General features: G+C 29.7%; 26 protein-coding genes. 6 read left to right on the top strand and 20 right to left on the bottom strand.

Annotated features, from left to right (window positions below):
* The first annotated feature begins 2 nt into the window (after positions 1 to 2).
* On the top strand, positions 3 to 992 hold the full coding sequence (locus EM932_RS02235) for an MlaD family protein (RefSeq protein ID WP_135875053.1): 990 nt from the start codon (positions 3 to 5) through the stop codon (positions 990 to 992).
* A gap of 95 nt (positions 993 to 1,087) precedes the next feature.
* Positions 1,088 to 1,294, top strand: coding sequence for a dodecin family protein (locus EM932_RS02230; protein WP_135875051.1), 207 nt, complete (start codon positions 1,088 to 1,090; stop codon positions 1,292 to 1,294).
* A gap of 120 nt (positions 1,295 to 1,414) precedes the next feature.
* On the opposite strand, the gene EM932_RS02225 is transcribed toward EM932_RS02230, so the two are convergent.
* The 20 genes from EM932_RS02225 to EM932_RS02130 form a co-directional block, all read right to left on the bottom strand.
* Positions 1,415 to 2,284 carry a universal stress protein gene (locus tag EM932_RS02225; protein WP_135875049.1) on the bottom strand — a complete coding sequence of 290 codons (870 nt, stop codon included), beginning with the start codon at positions 2,282 to 2,284 and terminating at the stop codon, positions 1,415 to 1,417.
* Between the two features lie 104 nt (positions 2,285 to 2,388).
* Positions 2,389 to 3,489, bottom strand: coding sequence for a DUF6920 family protein (locus tag EM932_RS02220; protein WP_135875047.1), 1,101 nt, complete (start codon positions 3,487 to 3,489; stop codon positions 2,389 to 2,391).
* Between the two features lie 16 nt (positions 3,490 to 3,505).
* Positions 3,506 to 3,958, bottom strand: a complete 453-nt coding sequence (locus EM932_RS02215) for a pyridoxamine 5'-phosphate oxidase family protein (protein WP_135875045.1) — start codon at positions 3,956 to 3,958, stop codon at positions 3,506 to 3,508.
* A gap of 26 nt (positions 3,959 to 3,984) precedes the next feature.
* On the bottom strand, positions 3,985 to 4,482 hold the full coding sequence (locus EM932_RS02210) for a nicotinate-nucleotide adenylyltransferase (protein WP_135875043.1): 498 nt from the start codon (positions 4,480 to 4,482) through the stop codon (positions 3,985 to 3,987).
* Positions 4,483 to 4,633: 151 nt separating this feature from the next.
* A complete protein-coding gene (locus EM932_RS02205) occupies positions 4,634 to 6,928 on the bottom strand; it encodes a glycosyltransferase (RefSeq protein WP_135875041.1) in 2,295 nt (764 codons plus the stop codon).
* A 12-nt stretch (positions 6,929 to 6,940) separates the two neighbouring features.
* Entirely contained in the window at positions 6,941 to 7,978 is a 1,038-nt protein-coding gene (locus tag EM932_RS02200; protein WP_135875039.1) for a glycoside hydrolase family 130 protein, read from the bottom strand.
* Positions 7,979 to 8,225: 247 nt separating this feature from the next.
* The gene (locus tag EM932_RS02195; RefSeq protein ID WP_135875037.1) at positions 8,226 to 8,981 is read right to left on the bottom strand and encodes a GNAT family N-acetyltransferase; all 756 of its coding nucleotides are present in this window, start codon (positions 8,979 to 8,981) and stop codon (positions 8,226 to 8,228) included.
* Positions 8,982 to 9,217: 236 nt separating this feature from the next.
* Complete coding sequence (locus EM932_RS02190; RefSeq protein ID WP_135875035.1) at positions 9,218 to 9,688, bottom strand: DNA-binding protein; 471 nt, start codon at positions 9,686 to 9,688, stop codon at positions 9,218 to 9,220.
* Positions 9,689 to 10,016: 328 nt separating this feature from the next.
* Positions 10,017 to 10,523 (bottom strand): hydrolase, encoded by a 507-nt coding sequence (locus tag EM932_RS02185; RefSeq protein WP_135875033.1) that lies wholly within the window; start codon positions 10,521 to 10,523, stop codon positions 10,017 to 10,019.
* 94 nt (positions 10,524 to 10,617) lie between these two features.
* On the bottom strand, positions 10,618 to 10,914 hold the full coding sequence (locus EM932_RS02180) for a chaperone modulator CbpM (RefSeq protein ID WP_135875031.1): 297 nt from the start codon (positions 10,912 to 10,914) through the stop codon (positions 10,618 to 10,620).
* A 2-nt stretch (positions 10,915 to 10,916) separates the two neighbouring features.
* The gene (locus EM932_RS02175; protein WP_135875028.1) at positions 10,917 to 11,804 is read right to left on the bottom strand and encodes a DnaJ C-terminal domain-containing protein; all 888 of its coding nucleotides are present in this window, start codon (positions 11,802 to 11,804) and stop codon (positions 10,917 to 10,919) included.
* A 58-nt stretch (positions 11,805 to 11,862) separates the two neighbouring features.
* Complete coding sequence (locus EM932_RS02170; protein WP_135875026.1) at positions 11,863 to 12,315, bottom strand: hypothetical protein; 453 nt, start codon at positions 12,313 to 12,315, stop codon at positions 11,863 to 11,865.
* Positions 12,316 to 12,337: 22 nt separating this feature from the next.
* Entirely contained in the window at positions 12,338 to 13,495 is a 1,158-nt protein-coding gene (locus EM932_RS02165; RefSeq protein ID WP_135875024.1) for a hypothetical protein, read from the bottom strand.
* 257 nt (positions 13,496 to 13,752) lie between these two features.
* Positions 13,753 to 14,427, bottom strand: a complete 675-nt coding sequence (locus EM932_RS02160; RefSeq protein ID WP_135875023.1) for an ABC transporter ATP-binding protein — start codon at positions 14,425 to 14,427, stop codon at positions 13,753 to 13,755.
* 1 nt (position 14,428) lies between these two features.
* Positions 14,429 to 15,691 carry an ABC transporter permease gene (locus tag EM932_RS02155; RefSeq protein ID WP_135875021.1) on the bottom strand — a complete coding sequence of 421 codons (1,263 nt, stop codon included), beginning with the start codon at positions 15,689 to 15,691 and terminating at the stop codon, positions 14,429 to 14,431.
* A complete protein-coding gene (locus EM932_RS02150) occupies positions 15,691 to 16,770 on the bottom strand; it encodes an efflux RND transporter periplasmic adaptor subunit (protein ID WP_135875019.1) in 1,080 nt (359 codons plus the stop codon). The genes EM932_RS02155 and EM932_RS02150 overlap by 1 nt, the downstream gene beginning before the upstream one ends.
* A gap of 2 nt (positions 16,771 to 16,772) precedes the next feature.
* Positions 16,773 to 17,858, bottom strand: coding sequence for a site-2 protease family protein (locus tag EM932_RS02145; protein WP_135875017.1), 1,086 nt, complete (start codon positions 17,856 to 17,858; stop codon positions 16,773 to 16,775).
* A gap of 141 nt (positions 17,859 to 17,999) precedes the next feature.
* Complete coding sequence (locus tag EM932_RS02140; RefSeq protein WP_135875015.1) at positions 18,000 to 18,602, bottom strand: WG repeat-containing protein; 603 nt, start codon at positions 18,600 to 18,602, stop codon at positions 18,000 to 18,002.
* 90 nt (positions 18,603 to 18,692) lie between these two features.
* Entirely contained in the window at positions 18,693 to 18,992 is a 300-nt protein-coding gene (trxA, locus tag EM932_RS02135; protein WP_135875013.1) for a thioredoxin, read from the bottom strand.
* A gap of 96 nt (positions 18,993 to 19,088) precedes the next feature.
* Entirely contained in the window at positions 19,089 to 19,496 is a 408-nt protein-coding gene (locus EM932_RS02130; protein ID WP_135875011.1) for a hypothetical protein, read from the bottom strand.
* Between the two features lie 121 nt (positions 19,497 to 19,617).
* Here EM932_RS02130 and EM932_RS21150 point away from each other — a divergent pair, with 121 nt between their 5' ends.
* The 4 genes from EM932_RS21150 to EM932_RS02110 all read left to right on the top strand — a co-directional run bounded on the left by EM932_RS21150 (position 19,618) and on the right by EM932_RS02110 (position 23,876).
* On the top strand, positions 19,618 to 21,498 hold the full coding sequence (locus EM932_RS21150) for a PAS domain-containing sensor histidine kinase (RefSeq protein WP_135875009.1): 1,881 nt from the start codon (positions 19,618 to 19,620) through the stop codon (positions 21,496 to 21,498).
* Positions 21,495 to 22,547, top strand: coding sequence for a response regulator (locus EM932_RS02120; protein ID WP_135875006.1), 1,053 nt, complete (start codon positions 21,495 to 21,497; stop codon positions 22,545 to 22,547). The genes EM932_RS21150 and EM932_RS02120 overlap by 4 nt, the downstream gene beginning before the upstream one ends.
* Before the next feature lie 87 nt (positions 22,548 to 22,634).
* On the top strand, positions 22,635 to 23,483 hold the full coding sequence (locus EM932_RS02115) for a universal stress protein (protein ID WP_135875004.1): 849 nt from the start codon (positions 22,635 to 22,637) through the stop codon (positions 23,481 to 23,483).
* Positions 23,484 to 23,489: 6 nt separating this feature from the next.
* Entirely contained in the window at positions 23,490 to 23,876 is a 387-nt protein-coding gene (locus tag EM932_RS02110) for a hypothetical protein (protein WP_135875002.1), read from the top strand.
* Positions 23,877 to 24,540 lie beyond the last annotated feature (664 nt).

The following is a 24,540-nucleotide window of genomic DNA, read 5'->3' as shown; positions in this document are numbered from 1 at the left end:
TCATGCAAAAAACAACCAACGAAAAATTAAAACTAGGTGTTTTTATTATTACAGGATTGCTACTTTTTGTTGTAGCCATTTATTTAATAGGCGAACGCCAAAATATGTTTACCAACACATTTACAATTAGTGCTAACTTTAACAATGTTAATGGCCTTTTACAAGGAAATAATGTGAGGTACTCAGGTATAAATGTAGGTACTGTAAAAACAATTTCTATGTTAAACGATTCTACTATTAACGTTAAGATGGTTATTGAAGAAAAAATGGTACAGCATATTAAAAAGGATGCTATTGCTACTATTGGTACTGATGGTTTAGTAGGAAATATGATTGTAAATATCATACCAGGAAATGGTAATACAGCTATAATCTCTCAAGGTGATATCATCAAATCTTATACGAAAATAGGAACTGACGATATGTTAAACACCTTAAACGTAACCAATGAAAATGCAGCACTATTAACCGCAAAACTGTTGGATATTGCAAATACTATAACCAATGGAGATGGTACTGTGAGTATGCTTATTAATGATTCGACTACTGCGAAAAATGTAAAGCAAACTATTTTCAATTTAAAATCAGCTAGCATTGAAACCAATAAAACCATGAGCGAAATTCACAATCTTGTTAAATCTATTGATTTAAATAAAAGTGTAGCAGGTGTATTATTAAACGATTCTATTGAGGCACAAAAAGTAAAAAGTATTATTACAAGCTTGGACGAAAGTAGTAAAGACATAAAAAAGGTTATCAAAAATTTAGATGAAGTATTATTAAATATAAAAGATGGCAAAGGTGCTCTTAATTATTTGTCTAATGATGAAGAGTTTGTAAAAAACCTTGAGCAATCCATTAAAAATATTAATGAAGGTACAGAAAAATTTAACTTAAACATGGAAGCTTTAAAACATAATTTTTTAACCCGACGCTATTTTAGAAAATTGAAGCGACAGAAAAAAAATGAAGCACCAGATACTATAAAGTAAACTTAATTATTTCACTACTATTGATTTATATCATTTCATAATCAACAGATTACGCTTAGTTTCGTTCCATTATTAATCGTAAAAAAATAAATATTATGTCTGTATTAAAAGTTGTGGAAATTCTGGGAAACTCTCCCGTTAGTTTTGAAGACGCTATTAAAAACGTAGTTTCTGAAGCCTCTAAAACTATAAAAGATATTAAATCTGTGTATGTTCAAGATATGCAAGTCACTGTGAATAACAATGAAATTTCAGAGTATCGCGTCACTGCTAAAGTATGTTTTGGTATTATGAGCGTATAACTGTTAGGAATCTTAAATTTTAGTGTTAAGCATCTAAAAAAAACAGGTTTTTAAACAAAAAAAATAAGGCTGATTAAAAAAGTGATTTTAATCAGCCTAATCTTTAATTTAAAGATTTACTTAACCAAAACTTAATATTTCTTTATCATTATTGCACTCAGCATTTGCGTTTTGAAGTTTTGTACTGTCTTTATTAAAGGCGAGTAAAGGAATTTTTAACGATACTTCCATGTCTTTCACTAAATCTTTGTGAAAAATATTAGAAAAACTCCAATCATGTTTACGCTCTAACATGGCCAACATACTTGCTTTTTCATTATTTAAAACACTTAATAATCCTGATTTAATATTGGTTGAAGCAATAGTTTTAAATACTATTTCTGGATAAGACACCTCTTGAAAAAGTGTATCTTTAAATTGGCCCATATACTTTTTCGCTGGGTATTCATCTGTTTTATAAACATTTACAATTTCTATAAGTTTTTGAATGGATAAAATATCAGCTTCCTCAAAATCTGTAGCATATACTATCGTAGAGATTGTATTATAAATCAAGTTATTGGGGATAATCAACAAAGGTATTTCTATAGTATCCAATAGTGTATTTACAATATTACCAGAAAAATAACCTCTAGCACTATAGCTATCTTTCATACCTATAATAATTAAATCCGGAGTTAGAATTTTGGACAAACGCAGAATACTCTCAGAAACAGAATTATTATCAATAACATGGGTAATGACAGGCTTTTGATTAAATTCATTCTTAAGGTGTGTTTTACAATACTTATCTACAAGTTCTATTTGTTCTCCATGCATTCGTTTTTTAAGTGATTCTAAGGGTTGAATGGTTGAAAATGCAATAGGTGGAAAATCATATACATGTAAAATATGTAAATCAGCATTCATAATACAACTAAAACGATAGGCATACTTTAGTGAAGAAGCATCATTATTAGTACAATCTGTGGCATATAGTATTGTTTCCATAATGAAAATTTTTAACTTAATAAATTTAATGTGCTACTACGTTTTTTGAAATGATATTTATCAGGATATCGAATTTTAATACTGGCTGTATATTAGTTGAATAATCATTTGTAAGGCTCTGAAATATTATACTCAATGTCTGTAATTTCAAGATTTAGCCAATTAAAATTGCCATCTTTTAATTGCCAAGTTACTTTGCATTTATAAGGGATTTTGTAATTATTGAAGGTTTTGTAATCTACTATATCAACAACCCATTTTTCTTTTTTAGAATCTGGTTCTCCTCCAAAAAAGCGGCTGGTTTCAAAGCAGATAATTTCCCCTTCATTATTAAATTTAAAAATTGCAGAAACCGATTGTGCCTTATACATAAATGTTGCTTTTGCTGAAGTGTTGTTCACATGTTCCCACTGTAAATAATTATTTATAGCAGCAGATGGAAACCAGCACATTTCACTTAAAAAACGTTGCATAGTTCCAGAATCAATCTTATAATTTTCAACTTCATCAACTACAGGAATGACACCTAAAAATTTAATAAGCATCTCAGCCTTTCCATTGTTGAATTTATCACGACCAAGGGCATAAACCGTAGAGTTATTATTAATTTTAGCCGACCAAATAAAAGCAGGTGTATTTAAATTAAAATATTGTTTTGCCCTAAAAGGCATCCACTTACCATTGGGTTTTATTTTTAGCAGCCCTTTTTGTTTTAATCTAACCGAAGCTATATTATTCTTATCAATTACGCCAGAATTTTTCATCCATTTTTGAACAATTTCGGGTAAGTGTTGAATATCTTTTTCTAAAATTACAGATGCAGTATTTATTTCAATTTTATCAAATAATGTAGCAGATTCTTTTTGTACCATTTTATTAAATCGAAAATTTTCAAAAGCAGAAATATTTACTAGTAAAATAATAGTATTGGCAATAGTGCCATATTTGGCATCTTTCCAAACCATTATAATTAGAATTTGAGAAATACAAACAGCAATAAACGCTATGTAAAACCACTTTTTATTAGTGAAGAATTGAGAGGCTGTAACCACAAACATTACAAAAGCAATGAGCCAAAGTGTTCCGATAGGTTTTGAAATACCCAATGCCTGCATTGGTATTTTGGTTGAATAAAAAGCTATTACAAAACCTACTAGATGAATTGTACCATGTATTAATAATAAGATCAAAAAAGCTAACCTCATAAGTACTAACATTAAACTAGCAAGTTCTACATTTCCCCATCATTTCAGATACTTTTATTCGATAAACAATTGGTGCCCTGCCAGAAGTTGTTTTACTAGAAAAATCACTTATTAAATCTGGATATTTATTATCCTTAATAAACATTACTTTTTTCACACCATTGGCAAACTTATGCAATTCTTGCTTTGCATGCGTACCACTAAGTTCTTCGAACTTGCCATGTATTAAAATTGATTGCCAATTATTAACGGATTTTATTTGAGCTACTCCTATTGAAACCAAATTATTTAATCGCATAGCCTCTATTTTATGACCTTCTCCTGTATAACTTAAAATACAATGTTCTGCTTCATCATAATAATAAGTTATTGGTACGACATAAGGTTTGCTTTTCCATAAATAGGACAAATTGCCAACGTAATTGTTTTTTAAAATGTAAACTACTTCATATTTTTTTAAATCTTTCATCACTATTATTCATTAAAATCATTTTCTTATTGAAAATCTCCATTGTCATTAACTTTAATCTTAATACGTTTGTTGCCGTTCTCTAGAGTGAGCTTATAAAGCTTTTTTATTTTGCCAGAATTGTGATAATTAACCAGATATGCATTTTTCGATATCGACCAATTTGGAAATTTTTTAGCCACAGATTCAAAAACAGATGATGGTAAATTGATGTTTTTATATCTTTCTATTGTTCTTAGTAAATTACTATCCTTATCATAAGAAGCCAATATTTTTCCTTCAGGAATTACGAAATAAACATCATATAAATCATATTCATCGGCATAGATATCTAATTCTTTTACATTAAAATCACTTACTTTTAAGTGTAGTTCTTCTACAGGCATAGCTACTTCTTTAGAGTTTACATCGCTCAAATATTTGTAGTTATGGACAATATAAACTGCAGAAAACGTTTCAGGATTTTGAGCATAAACTTGGGTGGTTAATCCCAATAGAAATAAATTGAACATTAATTTTTTCATGATTCGAGCTTTTATAATTAATATGAAATAAATCTATATATATTAATCAAACTCCAAAATGATTACCATCAGTCTATAAATAACTTATATAATACAACTAACTGGTTAACTATTTTCGTTTTCTAAACCGCTTTTTATTTGACATCATTGGTTATGATTCATTAGAAAAGATAATATTGAGGTTCCTTTTTTTTCCAATTTTATAATGCCTAAATGTTTTGATTTTTCTGCTATATTTATCAATTATCATTTGAGCCTTAAGAAAACACAAGGTAGATTCTGCTCCTTGATTAATATTTACGTGTGTATCTTCTAAACCATCATAAGAGGCTCCATTTTTTGAATTATACATCACTTGATTAAGGTGATTATTACCCAAAAACCAGCTATATGCAATTTCCAGTTGATTTTTATATCTAGCTTTACTTGTTATCCTGTAAAATAAATCCAATGCAATAATTGTAGTAACTATTTCTATAGGTTGCTCTCCATAAAATACACGTTCATTTTTTTTCTTAAACCATCCTCTGTTTGATATTACTTTAATTTGACGTTTCATAAAATATTGTGACAATAAGAAATCAAAAGTAATTTCTGCTATATTCTTATGATCTTCATTTTTCGTAATTAAATAGCTGTACATCATGGCTTCTGGTAATATATTATTGGCGTAAGTCATATAGTCTTCATACCAATGCCATCCTTCCTCATAGTTTACTTTGTAATGCTGTAAAAGCTTGTTGGCAAACCTTTCTACTTTATTCTTTATAAATTCATCTGGGCATTGTGCATAATAATGACTCAACCCCTTAATGCTATATGCTATTGCCCTAGGGGAATTAATATCATCAATTCTATGCATAATTTTGTGCCAACAATTTTTAGCACGTTTAACAAAACCAGAAGGCAATATTTCCTTATGGCCAATAACATAGCCTAAACTCCAAATTGCCCTACCATTAGCATCTTCAAGATTAGTTTCTGAATTTTGTTTTGTTAACTCGAGTTCATAATTTAAATAATTATCAAACCAACCACTTTCTCTTTGTATATTTTCTATAAATCCTAAATAGATATTTGCATAGTTTAGCACACTTTTACCTCCATATAAATTGTAATGCATTATTATATTAATTAAGGCTCTGGCATTGTCATCTAAAGTATAACCTGAGTTTATGTCTGGTTGACTAAAATTGGAAAATTGCAGTATGCCATAATTAGTGGTTAATTTTTTAATATGATCTAATTTAATTGGAGGTAAATTAAACCTTAAATCCTCAATACGTTCTGTGAGTTCTCCAAAAAGCAATCCATATTTTATAGCTACATTTTCCCAAGTTGAAAATCGAATATTTGCAAAGGCATTTTTAGCCATATTAGCCCGTTTACTTTCATTTTCTACCAGATCCAATATATGCTGTTTGAGTTCTTCATTATCACCAAAGTTTTCTAATAATATGCCATTACCACCCCTTAAAATTTCTAATGCATGAGGTATTGGGTTTGAAATTACAGCACAACCACAACTTAACGCATATACAAGTGTACCACTAACTGCTTGGTTGGGGTCTTTAGACGTAAATAAATAGATATCGGATAATGTTAAATATTCAAGCAATTGTTTTAATTTCAAATATTTATTAATGAATATGACATTATCTTCTAACTTAAGGTTTTTAGTTATTTCCATAAGTCCATTACGGTAAGCTTCTCCTTCTCTTTTTATGATTTCAGGATGTGTTTTGCCAATAACTAAATAAACCACATTAGGGTGTTTTTTTACGATATCTTTTAAAGCAAACAAAGCTGTTTCTATATGCTTATTTTTACTAAGCAGACCAAATGTTGATAATACAATTTTATCATCATATCTATATTTATGTTTTAATAAACTTTTATCTTCCCAAAGAACAACATGAGTGCCATGTGGTATTACTCTAACTTTATATTTTGAGCAATTATAATCGTTAACAAGAATGTCTTTAGATTTTTTGGTAAGCGCAATAAGTTTATCTGAAAGAGAATCGATGGTTTGAATAACTTTTTTCCTCTCTTTACCAGGATTTGGTAATACCGTATGAAAAATCGTTATAACCGGCTTATTTAATGCCAATAAAAACGCCAATAAATAATCTCCTAGTACCCCACCAAATAGCCCAAATTCATGCTGAATACATACTAAACCAATATCGTTTCTTTCATTTATTTTTTCAGCAATTAAACGATAATTTTCTAAAACTGAAGTAACCAACACGTAGGATACTTCTTGATTATAGGATAGTGGTGTTTTTTCATTTTGTAATGCACATACTTCTATAGGTAATGTGCTTCCAAACATACTACGAATTGCATTAAACGTATCATTAGAAAAAGTCGCTATTCCACATTTTCTTGGTGGATACGATCCAACAATTAGCATCTTCATACCTCTTTCTAAAAATTTCATAACAGCGCTTTTTTAAGGTTGTTTTCTTAATTCCATCAAAAGTCTTTTCAAACTCATTTTAACTACACCTGTATACATATCGGCAGCACCGTAATAAACATAAAGATCATCTCCAAATAAAGCATGCCCTGTAGGGAAAACGACATTATCTACAATGCCATGTTTTTCCCATTTTTTTGTAGGGGAAAATAAAGGATAAGGAAGTCTTGAAATCTCAATTTCAGGCTTATCTCTATGCAATAGTGCCGCTTTAGCATGATACGTTCTACCTCTTGCAGTTTCTTGTACTCCATGATAGATTAATAACCAGCCATCTTCAGTTTCAATTGGTGAGCCACCAGCTCCAATATAATTCACTTCAAAAATACCTTTGGGGTCAAGAACTATATAATCAGTAAGATTCCGTATATAATCTTCCCAAAAAGATTTGGTTAGATCTTTCCAATCATCAAAATAGACAATTTGAATACCTGGCCAAATTCGGTGTAGCATGGCAAATTTACCATTGAACTTTCTAGGAAAAAGAACAATATCCTTATCTCGTAAAAGCCTAAACTCCTCATTTACCAAGCCTATTTCAGCAAATAATCTGAAATAATGATGGTATTTAGGGTTAAGTCCTTTTTTATCACAACACTTTACCAATTTTTCATATTCTTGATAATTGAGCTGAGGGGTTATAATACCATGCTTTTCAAAATGAATTAAATCTTTAGATGTAGCTAACGCTCCTAATGTATTAATACCATCATAAGCGGTATATACTAAATAATAAGTGTCACCTATCTTTACAACTCTGGCATCTTCAACACCATGCTTTTCACACTCTAGTTCACGAGTTATAATAGGATAGTTATATCGCTCTTTTATATTACATGGGCCATTGGTTTTAGCATACCCTATGGTAGAAAAATTACCGTGCTGCACTGCCCTATATAATATATGTACTGTATCACCTTCTTGATAAATTCCTGGATTGAAAGTTCCATCATTTTCAAACTCATTTTCTGATGGACTTAAAAGAATACCATATTTCTCTAACCCTTTCATTTGCTATAGTTTTATCTTATTCTGAATTATTGAACCATAATTCAATTAAAAAACGATGCTGTTTTTAAATTGAGTATTGCTAAAACTATCTCATTTTAAAGACTCTAACAATGATATATATCAGATTCGATTTTGAAGAATGTTAATGTTTTTTAAGTATATAAATTGTTTGGTGGTTTGTGACTATACCAAATTCTTACAATCAATTCATGATTTGTTTCGCTATTAATTTAAGACAACTAAGGTATTAGTTTTGAAGTTCTTTTTTAAGAATGTTTCTAAAACGTGTTGCACTTATATAATGATCTTCTAAAAGTTTACCATTATGTAAAAGACCAAATACACCAAAGCCTGAGGGTCCATTTTTTGCTTCTTGTGCTGTATTTATTTTGGTCACTTTTATATCAACATCATAATCCATCGCTGTATTTAAAAGATTGAATACTGATTTTTCATGCCAAGGGCATTGATCTGCATATAATAAATGCCATCCTTTATACTTATATTGTTGTTTTGTCCAATCAATCAGTTTTGGATTAGAAACATTCTTATCCCATTTTTTTGATAATAATTCAAATCTGCCTTTTTTGCCTATCTCTGTAAAGCCATGTTTTTCAAAAATAGTTTTGTTAGCCATCCAAGAACCTTTACTGGTCATTATACATAAACCAGCCATTTTATGTTTTTTGGCTTCTTTCTCTGCTTCATTAATTAACATTTTACCATAACCTCTACTTCTATCTTTTTTCGAGTATATATACATACAATGAATAAACATAAAATTACCAGCATTTATGGGCCTCCAAGCTTTTGATGCAGGAATAAACTCTATAAAGCCAATCATTTTATTATCCTCATTTTTCAGGATTCTCAAATTTATTCCTTCTTTATACCTCTTTTCAAACCACTTTCTTTTACTATCAAAACCTAGATTTTTTATATCCTTAATGCAGAAAAAGGTTTCTTCTTGAACATTTTCCGGTGTTACATTTATTATTTTCATAATTTTATTTTTTCCAACGTTTTAGCCTTAGAATACCTCTTGTAAATAACCATCAATAGCATCCGTAGAATAATTGATCAATAGAAGCCGCAAATACCAATCTAAATATCCTGCCAAATTAAAACTAATAAAACAGGGGCAGCCATTATACGATAGAAAGAAAATCAATCAGCAATATTAAAATTTTTGAATGTTAACATGTATCACCCTTTAAATAGAATAACTCCCCCTTTTTATTAAATATTTCTTTTATTTACCATGCCTTTTCTTCTCCAACCACTCCATACAGGATATCCGTTTTTATCTCTTAATTTGAGTTCTAAATTGCCTTTTAAAGCATGCATTACAATAATTGCAGGGGCATTTTTATAGGTAATTCTTGAGCCTGTTACGGTAACTTTATCGTTTTTCGCAAACTGAATTTCTTGATTATCTATAAACCACGCTGGCCCTAGGTGTACAGAAATGGTTTCAGATTTTGTTTTTACTTTTAAATGAACACCATAAGACATGTTTTTCTCCAATAAAGTACGCTCTACTGAAAGAACTGTACCAGTAAAAGTTTCAACCGTTTTTGGGTTGAACAATCTTCCATAGTTAGAGTTTCTACCCCAACCTGAGTTTCGTTGTTGTGCAAAAACATCTGTATTTGCAGTAAACACTATTAATATTGATATCAATAGCGTTTTAAGTGTTAAACATTTCATTTTTTTCTTTTTGATTAATAAGAATAAAGATAATCTCAGAGAATTACTGCCACAATGATATCCATCAGACATATTTTAGTCAATAATGAATCAAAGTTGTTTATTAAAGATATTTCTAAATATTAGCATAAGGGAAATTATAATCAGTCTTCACATATGATTTTTTTCAGGTACCATTAAACAAACCATTATTCTATTAAGAGGAATTTTTATAAGTCTTTAAAACAAAAGAGTGTTCCTTCTTGAACATTCTCAAGGGTTACTTCTATTATTTTTGTTATGTCCATTTTTTTAGACTATTAGAATTCTGTTGGCAAGCTTAAATACATTATTGTGTGATTTCTGCAAAGAGAATCATATAATTATGTCCAAATTTCCTTGCACATTTCGGACAGTAAGCATAGTGGGTATAATAATCCTTTGTTTTTTTATCATGATCTTTTAAATATGAATTCATTTGTTTTATAAACTTTGGGATTTGATTGTATGTACCATCAAATACTTTTCCAATAAATGTTCCTGTAATTGTGGTGTTGTTAGCATTTGGCACATTACCAATTACAGATAAATACATGTTGGATTTAAAGGCACTAGGGTCATTAAACAACAATAGTACATCTAACTTATCTGTTGATATATTATTGGTGTTTTCCGCCAACTTCATCATTTTTGTTACTTTCTTTCCAATCATTTTTGGCAAAGGCATATGAAAAAATGTTGGGATAGTTTCTTTAATAAATGGCTTCTGATTCCAATTTAATGTCTTGTTATCCCATTTTTCTGGATGAAATTCAGGGCAACATTCCTCATTTTTTTGTGTTTGTACTGTACTCATAATATTCTTGTTTTTAAAAAGTTAATTTTAAACCTAGTTAAAAGACAGATTTTAAAGCTTAAACAAAGAACTCTTCTTGTTTTTTTAGAATGTATTAATCAAGTTCAAACCGCCTTAATCTATTATGTAATTCTATAATATCCTCATTCATTAATTCCACTTTTTTAAGAAGATTAAAAATAACATCCATCCCTTCAAAATTTATATCTAGTTCATAATGCAAGCGGATCATTTTTTCAATGTTTCTAATTTGAGTTTTATCAACACATGGTGCGTTTTGAACAGAAAATATTTCTATTAATTCATAATCATGTAAAGTGATTATAAATGACTCTGGAACATTATAATAGGTGCAAATATGCTGTATCGAAATAAAGTTTTCAGTTTTCATAATCATCTTAATTTGGCTAATTCTGAAAATAGTTCCTTTTCCTTATTAGTAAGGTTTACAGGCATTTTTATTTGGTATGTAATATATAAATCCCCAAAAACACCTTCCTTTTTATACACAGGAAACCCTTTGCTTTTGAGTTTTACCTTAGCTCTGTTTTGAGTTTCTGGTTTTATATTAAGTTTTACTTTTCCGTTAAAGGTGTCAATCGTGATTTCTCCACCTAGTAAAGCCTTATACAAATCTAAATCTACGGTTACATGAAGGTTATCTTTGTCTCTTTTAAATTTTGAATGGTTTATAATTGAAAACTGAATGTACAAATCCCCATTAGGACCACCATTAACACCTTTACCACCATGCCCTTTTATTTTAATAATTTGTCCATTCTCTACCCCTGCCGGAATGGTAATTCTAATATTTTTATTATTTACGGTTAAGGCGCGTTTGTGGGTTGTGTAAACGTCCTTTAAATCAAGTTGAAGTTCGGCATTAAAATCCTGTCCTCTAAATTTTACTTGTCTGCCTCTAGCTCCTGAAGAAGATCTACCACCAAACATACTCTCAAAAAAATCTGAAAAGTCTTCTTCTGCATAAGGACCTGATGTTCCTTGATAGCGTCTCTGATATTGTTCCTGCTGTTTAGCTTTTTCGTATTCTTCAGCATGTTGCCAATGCGCTCCATATTGGTCGTATTTTTTACGATTTTCGGGATTGCTTAATACCTCATTGGCTTCGTTTATTTCTTTGAATTTCTTTTCGGCTACTTTATCATTCGGATTTAAATCTGGATGATATTTACGCGCTAATTTTCTATACGCTTTTTTGATATCCGCTTCGGATGCCGTTTTTGTAATGCCAAGTATTTTATAGTAATCTATAAACGACATATACTGAATTTTAAAGTTATTTAACTGTAAAGCAACTTAATTGAACCTAAATAATAGTTTAATTAAACATCCAAACATTTTTTGATTTTTTGCCTTCAAATACATCTTTAATCATACTAAAAATGGTTCTTCTAAGTTCTCGTTCATTGGTAATGAATACTTGAATATTATCTTCAAGATGTTTGCTTTCTATTCTAAATTGAGCGGTATCATGAATAAACTTGTTATTGACAATATCTACAATACTATCTAAGTTATTTTGAACACATTTTAGGATATACTCGCATTGGTTTTGCAATTCAAAAACCTCAATTTTCAACTCTCTTAATTCATCTAAATTTTGACAAACTAAAAGTTCTGAAAAATGACTTTCAATTAGATTTTCTAAAAACTTTATATCAAAAAAATAAAATTCTAAGTCCTTTTTCCAGTTTTCAATTAAAAGATAAAGTGCCTCCCAACTGGCTTCCTGTATATAATTCCCTTTGGGTCTATTTTTTAAATTATTCATGAGTATATTTAAAATGTTTTTTTTATTTTATTATCCACCTATTAATCAAAGATGATATAGAATCAATATTTTCGAGTGGTCGTATGTTTTTTGTACCATACTCTTTATAAATTTCATCATCATCTAATAGGTGCTCTCTTTCACTAACTTGTTGCCATAGCTTAACCCTATTCTTATAAGTTTGGATAAAGGTTGTATCAATGAGGCCTTCTACTCCTGTAATCAATTTAAAATCTTCCGGTTTTTTGTAATAAATAAACCCTGTAAACATATCTTGATACTTGTCGTCATGCTTTGTGAACGACCACATATCAAAATGATCTTCTCCAAAAGGCGAGTTTTTGAAGTCAAATCCGGAATCTTCATTATTTGCCACTTTAAATGAAGCATCCCATTTACCACCTTGAATAATCACGGAATTTATTAGAACGTTGGCTGTTTTATTGGGGTACTTTTCAAAAAGAAAAGCTCCAACATTATAGATCATTTCTTTATTTGACATTTGAAAATTTTTGTTGTACGCATGTCGATAATTCATTATCACCAGGGCTTTTTTTCTTTTAGCATTGGAATTTTTAATTTTTTCAAATTTTTCGATAATATATTCGGCCATCAATTTGTCCCTATTATCACTATCGCCGTTCCAAAAATCTTCTAAATAGTCAACACTTAAGGAATCTAGGTTCACAGCTACATCTACTGGATAAATATTAATCTTTTCGTGATTTGGTAAGGATTGATTTATAGTGTAGATTTCTTTATTCTGGTAATAGAAATTGTACATTTCCCAAAGAGGAAAACAATCCGATTTTCTTTGAAGTTCAATTAATTTTTCCTCCACTTCTTTTTCAGATAAATTTTCTGAATGAACAAAATCATTAAGCTCGGGATTAAGATTTCTCATACCGGTTTCAAAGAAAATATTTCCAACATTTTTAATAAATCTTGAATCTGATATTAATTCTTTTAAAAAATCATATTGAGTATTTTCTCTATGGTCTCTTTCACAAAGAATTACCAAGTCATTGTTTACGAATAAATCAAGAATATAGTCTTTTGCTGTATTATTGTTATTTTCTAAAAAATCAACATATTTATTGATTTTTATATCGTGTTTCGTTGGTTGGTTGCAACTTATAATTGTAATTATGCCACAAACTATTATAAAAATGTGTTTCATATTCTATACTTTTATGGATGTTTTGTGCAAACGTATGCTAACAAGCAAATAAAATTCCAAGTACTTTTCCAGTTTTTAATTAAAAGAAAAGTACCTACCAATTAGTTTCTTTTATGTAATCCCTTCTAGTTTAGTTTCTTAAATTATTTATGAATATATTTTAGGTTAAAAATAATTTTTAAAACCCTCAATAGAAATGATATATATCAGTTCCGCACCGCGAGAAACTGTTAAATATTAAGTAGATTGTTTATGGATTAAGAGATAATCTTGCCATCTGCCATTTGAATAATACGATCGGTTTTATTGGCAAAATCCTCATCATGGGTTACAATTAAAAGAGATAGCCTTTGTTCATCACTCAATTTTTTGAAAATATTGAAGACATTTTCAGCATTATGACTGTCTAAATTTCCAGTAGGTTCATCGCCCATTATAATTGATGGATTATTTATTAAAGCCCTGGCAATAGCAATACGTTGTTTTTCACCTCCAGAAACTCTTGACGCTCGTTTTTTAGCCAAATGGGCTATGTTTAGCATTTTTAATTTTTCAAAAGCATCGTGTTCAATTTCCTCATGTGATTTTTCGGCCAGTTTTTTAGCGGGAAGCATGACGTTTTCTAAAACTGAAAATTCAGATAATAAGTAATGAAATTGAAAGACAAACCCGATATGTTTATTTCTTATATATGAAAAATGGTCTCTACTTTGATTTGTAATGAGTTTATTATTTAAAAGAAGTTCACCTTCATAATCGGTATCCATAGTTGATAAAATATAGAGCAATGTCGATTTCCCACAACCTGATTTCCCCATGATTGAAGCAAATTCTCCTTTTTTAACTTGGAAATTAATATCCTTTAAAACATGGAATAACACAGGTTTTTTAAAATATTTATTGATATGTTTTGCCTCTAATACAATACTCATTTTATTGACCTCTTATAATTCGAACTGGGTCTATTTTTTTTGCTTTTTTTGATGGTAAATAACCTGCCAAAAAAGTGGAAAGCATCGCAAAGGAAAAACCGATAACAAAAAACATTGGATTTAAATTTATAGGATAGGTTTCAACCGTTGGTAAAGCTTCTGTTTTAAACGGTATGGTATCAATTAAACTTGTTAATCCAAAACCGATAAGCAAGCCCAATACACCGCCTACAAATCCAATAATCATGGCTTGACTCATAAAAATAAGTTGTACGTCTTTACCAGAAAACCCTGTAGCTTTTAGTATGGCTATATCATTCATTTTTTCATAAATAAGCATGTTCAATATGTTATAAATACCAAACCCCGCTACAATAAGAAGTGTTATTGAAACGGCATAGGTAATAAGGTTTCTAATAGTAGTTCCCGTCTCAAATTGTGCATTGGCAGTTTTAATATCAATGGCAGTAAGCTTGAATTGTTGTTCTATCTTTTTTGATAAAGGAAAAGCCTGCTCAATGTCATAAAGTTTTACATTAATATCTGTGATATAATTGTTGGCTTTACCTAAAATACGCTGTATGGTTTTTATATTTGTAAAACTTTGAATGGCATCTAAATCTGCAATACCACTTTGATAGAAGCCAACTATTTTTAGAGGAAAAACCCCTCCATTAATAGGACTAACCTGTACACGATCGCCCACTTTTAAAGACATTTTTTTAGCAATACCAATACCCAACAAAATACCATTATCTGTATTTTGTAAAGCTTCGGTAGAACCTTCAACAATATAATCGCCCATATTGAATAATCGTGCTTCATCAATGGGATTGATACCCGTAAGATTACCACCTAACTCAATAGACCCCGCGATATAAAATATTTGTGTTTTTACCTGCGGAAGTGCACCGCGTACATCCTTATTTTTCTCTAAATGATCAATAATAGGTAAGGCATTGTGAATTTTTTTCTGACTTATTTTTGGTTTGATGGAATGTACTACGTTAAAACTTTCACCCACATTATCATATAAAGAAATAGGTTGCTTTTTTGATGGTTCAATTTCATTATAAATATGAATATGAGGTGTTTGGTTTAATATTAAATTATCTAACATGGCATTTAATCCAGTCATGAAGCAAACCAATGTGATATAAGACCCGATTCCGAACGTTACACCAAGTGAAGCCGTTGCTGTTTGCTTTATTTTAGTGAGCAAATGTGTTTTGGCAATGTTTAATATAACGTTCCAATTTGTCATTATTCTGGTTTGTAAATAGGTGTATCTTTAGTTATTCCAGATAAAACTTCAATGTATTCCAAGTTTTGTAAACCGGTTTTTATTGGTATTAATCCGTCATCAGTTTTTACTTTATCATCATCTACTAAATAAGCTTTCGGTATGGTTAATACGCTATCCTTTTTTGCTATTATAATATTAGCTTCTCCAGAAAGCCCAGGGTATAATACATTTGGTAGATTTTTAAAAACAGCTTCTACCTTAAAGGTTTGATTGCGCTCATCTTTTTTAGGATAAATCTTCGACACTTTTCCAGTAAAAACATCGCCATTATAGGCATCTAAATGAATAATAACTTCTTGGTTTTCAGATATACGAACAATATCAACTTCATCAATCAACATTTCAATAATAAAACGTGTAGCACTTCCAATAGATGCTAATGGCTCTGTAGTTGTTATAATTTCTCCAGGTTCTTTGTAAAGCGCATAAACCTTTCCATTAATCTTACTTTTTACAGCAAAATCTTTAGTAGTAATTAATGATTTTTTATAGTTGTTTTCGGCTTGCCTAACTTGGGTTTGAAGTTCGTTTTTTGTTCTGTTGTATCTACTTTGTATAAGCTTTAGATTGTTTGAAGCCAATTCGTAATTAAGCTTTTTAGTGTCATACTGTAGTTTTGAGCCAATTTGTTGTTTCCAAAGTTTTTTTTGTCTGTAATAGTTGATAGAGTCATTGATATGTTTTAGTCTTGCCGCAACGATTTCATCTTTAATACCATCTAAAACAGCCGCACTTCCACTATAGTTTTCCTTAGCTAAATCTAAAGCTAACTTTGCATTTTGAGTATTTAGTTTAGGCGTATTATTTATTATTTGCATTAAAATAGTATCCTTCGAAACCACATCGCCTTCTTCTACTAAATTTTCATCTAATATACCTGCAACAATAGCGTAAACTTGATACAGGCTATCTGGTTGAATGGTAACTGAAGAATACACAGATTCAGTTAAATTTCTTTCCGTAGGAAGTATTTTGTCTTTATTTTCAGAACAAGACACGATAGTTAATAGTATGCAAATCAATCTAATTAATTTCATATTTAATATGCTAGTTTTATTTGTAGCAGTATATATTCATTCAAATTAATATTGTCAATAACGCCAACAAGTTTTTGATTTTCTAAAACAGGAAAAAACGGATATTTTTCACTATGTGTTAATTTATATATTTCTTCAAGGTTATCATTACTATTAACTGTTTTAAAGTCAGTACTCATAACATCTTTAACAAATATGTTTTTATTGGAATTATCTATAATATCCTGATGATACAGCACCCCTTTTACAATACTATTTTCAACTACAACAAAACTGTTTTCGGTGCTAGATATTAGTTTATTTACTACTATATCTAAAGTATCATCAGGTTTAAACGTTGTAATGTTTAGTAGCATAGCATCTTCAACATTGTGCCCTTTAAGCAATACTAAATGCTGTACCATTTTATTTTCGCCATAAGCGCCTAAAAAAATAAATAGTGCAATAAATACAAGAAAAGGGTTGTATAGTAAGCCTATTAATAAAAAGAAAACTGCAATAACCTGCCCAATGCTTGATGCTATTTGAGTAGCTTTTACACGATCCATTTTCATTGCTAGTAAAGCCCTTAAAATACGCCCTCCATCCATAGGAAAAGCTGGTATAATGTTAAAAACTACCAGTCCAACATTTACTATAAATAAAAAAAACAGAAAGTTTTGTAATGTAAAACTGCTCAAAGTTTCAAATGTTTCGGTGAAATTTAAATGCATAAATTCATTAACAGGAACTATAAAATAGAGGAATATGGCTATAATAATATTTACTAAAGGACCTGCTATTGTTACTAAAAGTTCTTGTTTAGGCGATTCTGGAATACGTTCTAAACTTGCCATACCTCCTATTGGAAGTAAGGTTATTTTTTTAGTCTCTATGCCAAAACGCTTAGCGGTTAATGCATGCCCTAACTCATGCAATACCACACATGTAAAAGCAGCTAAAACCAATGCAATATTAAATAAAATACTATGGGTTGTGCCGCCATGTTTTAATTCGCTAAAAACGATCCACGCAATTAAAAAAAAGAATGTCCAGTGTACTATAATTTTAATACCTGAAACACTGCCTAAGTTTAGATTTGCTTTCATCTGTTTATATTTATTGTTTTTTGTCTGTCATATGTAATTATTCACATCACTAATAATTGTTTTTCAAAAGAGTTCATGAATCTTCGATTTCACCATTAAGTATATCGGTTGGTATTAAAAATTGTTAAGGCTCATTTCATATTAAAGGTTTATAGATTTAATAATCCATTTTTTATTTTTATTTAAAGTAGCAACCAAGGTATTTGAAACAAATTTGGAGGTTATTCTTGGAGGTTTTTTAAGAAATTTTTTATCTAAAACAACATTAATGGGGTCTGATAGGTAGTCTTTTATATCGCCTTGAGTATTAATAACCACTTCAAAATATTTATAGTAAACCATTCTCTTTTTTAGGATCTCATTTTCACCAACAATTTTTGTTGTTAATTCTAAAACTAAAGCATGATTATTATTAAAATTTGAGGCATTTAAGAATTTGGTTTCTATAATTGTTTTGCCTGTTTTATCTATATACCCAAAGTATTCTATGCCTTTTCTGTTTTCAGAAATTAAACATCTGTTATTTTTAAAAATGGGGTAGTTATAACTATCTGTTTCTGTTAAAACCAAATCACCTCTAAAAGGTATAATAATAGTTCCTTTATTATTTATAAAACCCCATTTATTATCTTTTTTAACGGCCGCTATACCATCATTTAATGGTGCAACAAAATCTAGTTCTTCAGTTGTTTGCGCAAAAGCAAAAACAGGAATTAGTATCAGTATAATTAGTATTTTTTTCATGACAAGCTATTTTATAATAAGTATTCTAAAATAGCCCGTTTAACCCTATTACAAAATGATATTCATCATGATACATTATTATGAACTCATTTAAAAATGCTGATTTATAATAGCAACTATATCGTTTTTTTCAAGTACACCAGATTGTCTCCAAAGTTGTTTTCCATTTTTAAAAAGTATCATGGTTGGCACACCACGAACTTGATATTTGGCAGCTATGGATTGATTTTTATCGACATCAATTTTTACAATTTTTATAGAATCTTTAAGGTCTTTTTTTACCTCTTTTAAAATTGGAGCAAGCATTTTACATGGACCGCACCAATTGGCATAAAAATCTATTAAAACTGGTGTATCGGAATTTATAATGGCATTAAAATTATTTTTCATCTGCTAATATTTATTGTCCGCTAAGGGTTAATCTTATAAATCGTCTCATATTTTGAATGATATATACCTAATTATTACGGTATATTTTATGTTGGACTACTTTTTTAATTCCATATCTAATTTGGCAAGCATTATCAATTCTGATTTGTTTAACCCAGAGAAAGAAGAAGCTATCGCTCCTGCAGTTTTCATAATAAGCTTTCTGATATTTTTTGTAAATAAATGTGGGTGTTCATTTTTATAATTTATAAAATCATCAAAGTACATTTGAGCGTTTAATTTTTCATTTTTATGTAACCATTCAAAAACATACTCTATTTGGCGAACGGCATTAGAATTAAAATCATCTTTAACTATATCAGCATTTAACCATTGTTTTTTTACCAATGCTTTAAGTTTATTAAATTCTTCATCACGCACTTGTTTATCTGATGCTGCAACGGCATAAAACAATTTACCAAGGTTTTGGTAAAATTTGGGTGTTATTTCCCTTTTAGTTTTCATTTGACTAAAATTTATATCTAAATGTAAACACTTATTTATTAATTATTTATGATATAAATCAGTCATAATAAAGACAAATATTTCGTACTTTTAATGTACTATCCAAAAGCATAATGTTTTTATGTTTCGACAAGACCAAGAAATATTCAATATTCTTTTAGAAACCGTTTCGGAAGGCGTGATTATTGTTGATAATCATCAAAAAATAATGGAAATCAATACATCTGCTGAATATATTTTTGGATACCCTAAAAGTGAGCTTGTTAACAGAGAATTGAATTTACTTCTCCCTTCCAATTATCATACAAGCCATTCTGCACATTTTGAAAAATTTATCAAAAAAGGAAAACGCCGAAAAATGGGAGAAGCAAAAGATCTCTATGGTTTAAAAAAGAATGGTACCATTTTCCCAATGGAAGTTGAATTAAACCCATTTACCATTTATCATAAGGTTTATGTTATGGCTTTGGTCAGGGATGTTTCAGAAAAAAAAGCGATTGAAAAAAACTTGATGCTTAGAACACAAGCATTACAATCTGCTAAGAATGGTGTTATTATTACAGATGCACAAAAACACGACAACCCTATTATCTATTTCAATTCAGCATTTCAAAACCTTACAGGATATTCTGAGGCCGAAATACTAGACCATAACTGCCGGTTTTTACAAGGAAAAGACAGAGACCAAGCCCCTCTTAAAAAACTAAGGGAGGCTATAAAAAATGGTGAGAGCTGTCAAGCCACGCTACGCAATTATAAAAAAGACGGCACTATGTTTTGGAACGATTTATACGTTTTTCCAATAACTAATACCAGTGGGATGGTTACCAATTTTATTGGTATACAAAATGATGTTACATTAAGAAAAAACTCAGAGGAAGAACGCAACCACCTTGCAACCATTTTTAATGAATCGTTAAATGAAATCTATGTTTTTGATGTTGACACATTAAAATTTATCAACGTAAACTACGGCGCGCAAAAGAATATTGGTTACAGTCTTGAGGAATTAAAAAACATGACGCCTTTGGACATAAAACCTAATGATAATAGAGCTAAATTTAGAAAAACTATTGATGTTTTATTAAACAAAAATGTTGAAAAAGTAGAGTTTGAAACAGTACACCAACGTAAAGATGGAACAGAATACCCTGTAGAAGTACATTTGCAATTATCTAATTTAGGCGAAAAAGAAGTTTTTGTTGCAATAATATTAGATATTACCGAGCGAAAAAACTACACTACCAAACTCGAAAATAAAGTAGAAGAAAGAACCCAACGGCTTAAAATTGCCCTTAGTAAAGAAAAAGAACTTAATGAGTTAAAAACAAATTTTTTATCTCTGGTTTCTCACGAATTTAAAACCCCTTTAAGTGGTATTTTAACCTCCAGTCAATTACTGAGTAAATATCAATTAACCAAACACCAAGAAAAGCGCGATAAACATATAAAAACGATAACCGATAAGGTTCACTTTTTAAACAACATACTAAACGACTTTTTATCAGTTGAAAAACTGGAAACAGGAAAAGTAAACTATAAGTTTAGCCATTTTAAACTAAGCAAAGTGGTTAACGAGGTGGTCTATAATGCCAACATGCTTTTAAAAGAAGGGCAACAAATAAAGTATCCCAAAAACATTGATGAAATGTCACTTTATCAAGATGAAAAAATTATTCAACTTATATTCTCAAATTTATTGCACAACGCCATCAAATATTCTCCAGAAAGAACGGTTATAGATTTACATATTAAACAAGACAGCACTTTTACAACACTCAAGGTAAAAGATAAAGGTATAGGCATACCTGAAAAAAACCAAAAAAGTATTTTTGAGCGGTATTTTAGAGCAGAAAACGTCATCAACACTCAAGGCACGGGTATTGGTTTAAATATTGCTAAAAACCATTTAGAAAACTTGGGAGGTACTATTTACTTTGAAAGTGAAGAACATGTAGGCAGTACTTTTACAATAACATTTCCAAATATAGCAGAACAATGACAACTGTATTACTCATAGAAGACGATGCTGTTTTAAGAGAGAATATAGCTGAACTTTTAGAACTATCAGGCTATAAGGTTTTAACAGCTTCAAATGGAAAAACTGGTGTATCAAAAGCTAAAAAACAACATCCAGATATTATTATATGTGATATTATGATGCCCGAACTTGATGGGTATAGCGCACTTAAAACCCTTTCTAAAAATAAATTAACAAAGTATATTCCTTTTATATTTTTATCTGCAAAAACAGAGCGTAGTGATGTTAGAAAAGGTATGAATTTAGGTGCCGATGATTATATTACCAAACCTTTTACAGAAGACGATCTTATAAGCGCTATTGAAAGCCGTTTAGCAAAAGTATCTATCTTACAAGAATTAAATCGTAATCAAAACGTCGAAATTATTGAGCCTAATGACGAGCTAAAAAACTTAAACGATTTAAAAAACTTTTTTGATGATTATGGTGAAGAATTTTCATTTAAAAATGAAGAGGTTATTTACCGTGAAGAAGATCATTCCAACTACATTTACTTAATTAGCCAAGGTGCAGTAAAATGTTATAGAATAGATGAACAAGGAAAAGAATTGGTAACAGCACTGTATAAAGAAGATGATTTATTTGGCTATACATCGTTTACACAAAATATACCCCACCAAGAAACAGCGACTGCTATTGACAACACTAAGCTTGTAGGAGTCTCGATTATTGATTTTAATGATATTCTTAATAAAAACCATAAAGTTGTGATGGAACTCATTGAGCTTTTAACCGATGATTTATCTGATGTTAAGAAACAACTTTTACAAATGGCTTATGGTACCGTTACCCAAAAAACTGCATCTACTATTTTAAAATTTGCCGAAAAGATGAACCGTAGACCAGAAGACCCCATAAAGATTTCAAGAAACGATTTGGCTAGTGTTGCCGGTATAGCGACAGAAACTCTAATTAGAACTTTAACAGAGTTTAAAAAACAAGGCATTATAAAAGCCGATGGAAGAAATATAAAAGTGATTGATATTGAAAAATTAAAAAGTATGAATTAGCTAGAATTTCTATCATCGTTAAATGACCAATATCATTTTATATAAAGTAACTACAGCTTAAATTAGTGGTTGTAAATATGCTGATAGATGAAAAATATATTACTACCCAGCGATTTTTCAGAGAATTCATGGAATGCCATTCAATACGCAATTAATTTTTTTGAAAAAGAGATCTGTAATTTTTATTTGCTACATGTAAATAGATTTGATAACGTCATGATTAATGACGCTCCATATATAGCTCCAGAAGAGACCATAGAAGACGTTTATACCAAACCAGCCAAATTACAACTGCGTAAAATTTTAAAGCGCATCACTCAACAGTTTTCACCGAATAAAAAACATAAGTTTTATACCGTTTCTGATTTTGGGTTTTTTATAGAATCTATTAGGAAGCATGTTGAAGACAAAAATATAGATTGCATAGTAATGGGTACCAAAGGTGCTTCTGGTTTAAAAAAAATAATAATAGGAAGCAATACAGGAGATGTTATAACCAAAGTAAAATGCACCACTTTAGCAGTCCCAGAAAGTGCACAATTTGTTAAATTGGAAGAAATGGCGTTTCCAACAGATTTTTCATTAACCTATGACATACAGATTCTACAACCGCTTTTAGAAATTTTAGAAACCAGTAAATCAGCATTGAGAATTCTTCATATTAGTAAAAAGAAAATGCATTTAAACGGTGACCAAACTAAAAATAGAGAATTACTGGATGACTATTTTAGTGATTTAGATCATAGCTTTTATTATTTAACAAATAAAAAAGTGGAAGATGCCATACAGTGTTTTGTAGAGAGTAGAAATATAAATATGATATGTATGGTTGCGAAAAACTTAAATTATTTTCAGCATATTTTATTTCATTCAAAAGTTGAAGAAATAAGCTATCATACTGAAATACCTTTTTTAGTGTTACATGAAAAAAATTAATGCATTATGGACAATTCAATATTTTTGGCAAAGTTTTGGGGTTGGTACCTTATCATATTCTTCGTGATATTAACTTTTAACCCCAAGCGGATCAAGCAAATTTTTAATGATCTAAATGATGAGAAATTTCTAATTATTTCATCCTTTATGGCTATTATTATAGGCTTGCTAAATATTTTATTTCATAATATCTGGGAATCTAACTGGAAGCTCCTTATAACACTCATTGGTTGGATGTCCTTATATATAGGTTTGTCCTTGTTTATTTTTCCAAAACGCACGGTTGCTGTACTAAAATTTGTTAATATAAAATTGGTACAACTTATATATACCTTGTTGTTTCTTACGGGATTATTTTTACTTAATATAGTTTATGGAATTATACCAATATAATTTTAAAACTGATGGATATCATTTCCTTATAGCATTTAGCTCTGTACATTAGCATCATAATTAATATGATCTTTGCATATTAGCAGTTTAAAAATCTTGGAGTTTAAAGGTATTATTTAGTTAATTAATTTTTATTTATTGTTTTGGCAATAGGTTGGTTTAAGGTTAAAAATTAAATAATAAAATTGAATTCCTAAACGAAACAGGGAGCTCAGGCTTCCTGTTTTATTAAAGAAATTTGCGTGTTAAAAAGATATCTTTTTCAAAACTGATGGATATCATTTCCTATTGAAAAATAGTCATTTATATTAGCACCATTATATAAAGTTCTTTTACATAGTTATAAAAATATAGGTACTGTTGTTGCAAAATAACAATACCGAAACAAAGTGTTTAAAGCTATTATTTGGCAGGAAAACCGCAATGCTGTCTTTGGAAACAAAGAATATGTTGTAGAAAACCGAAAGTTGGATGATGACATTAGGTACTTTGGAGAAACAGGAAGTTTCGGCTTCCTGTTTCTAAAAAATACAGCGTTTTTCATTGCAAAATGTTAACACTGTTTTAAAAATATTTGAAGCTATTAGTTAACTGAAGATTTAATATAGCTTTCATTAGGGATATTAATGATTAGAAAAGGTTAATTAATAAAATTAAATATTTT

Source organism: Flavivirga rizhaonensis, assembly GCF_004791695.1.
In the GTDB taxonomy this organism is placed as follows: Bacteria; Bacteroidota; Bacteroidia; order Flavobacteriales; family Flavobacteriaceae; genus Flavivirga; species Flavivirga rizhaonensis.
The sequence above is the reverse complement of the archived record's forward strand: the minus strand, read 5'-3'. Positions and strand labels throughout refer to the sequence as shown.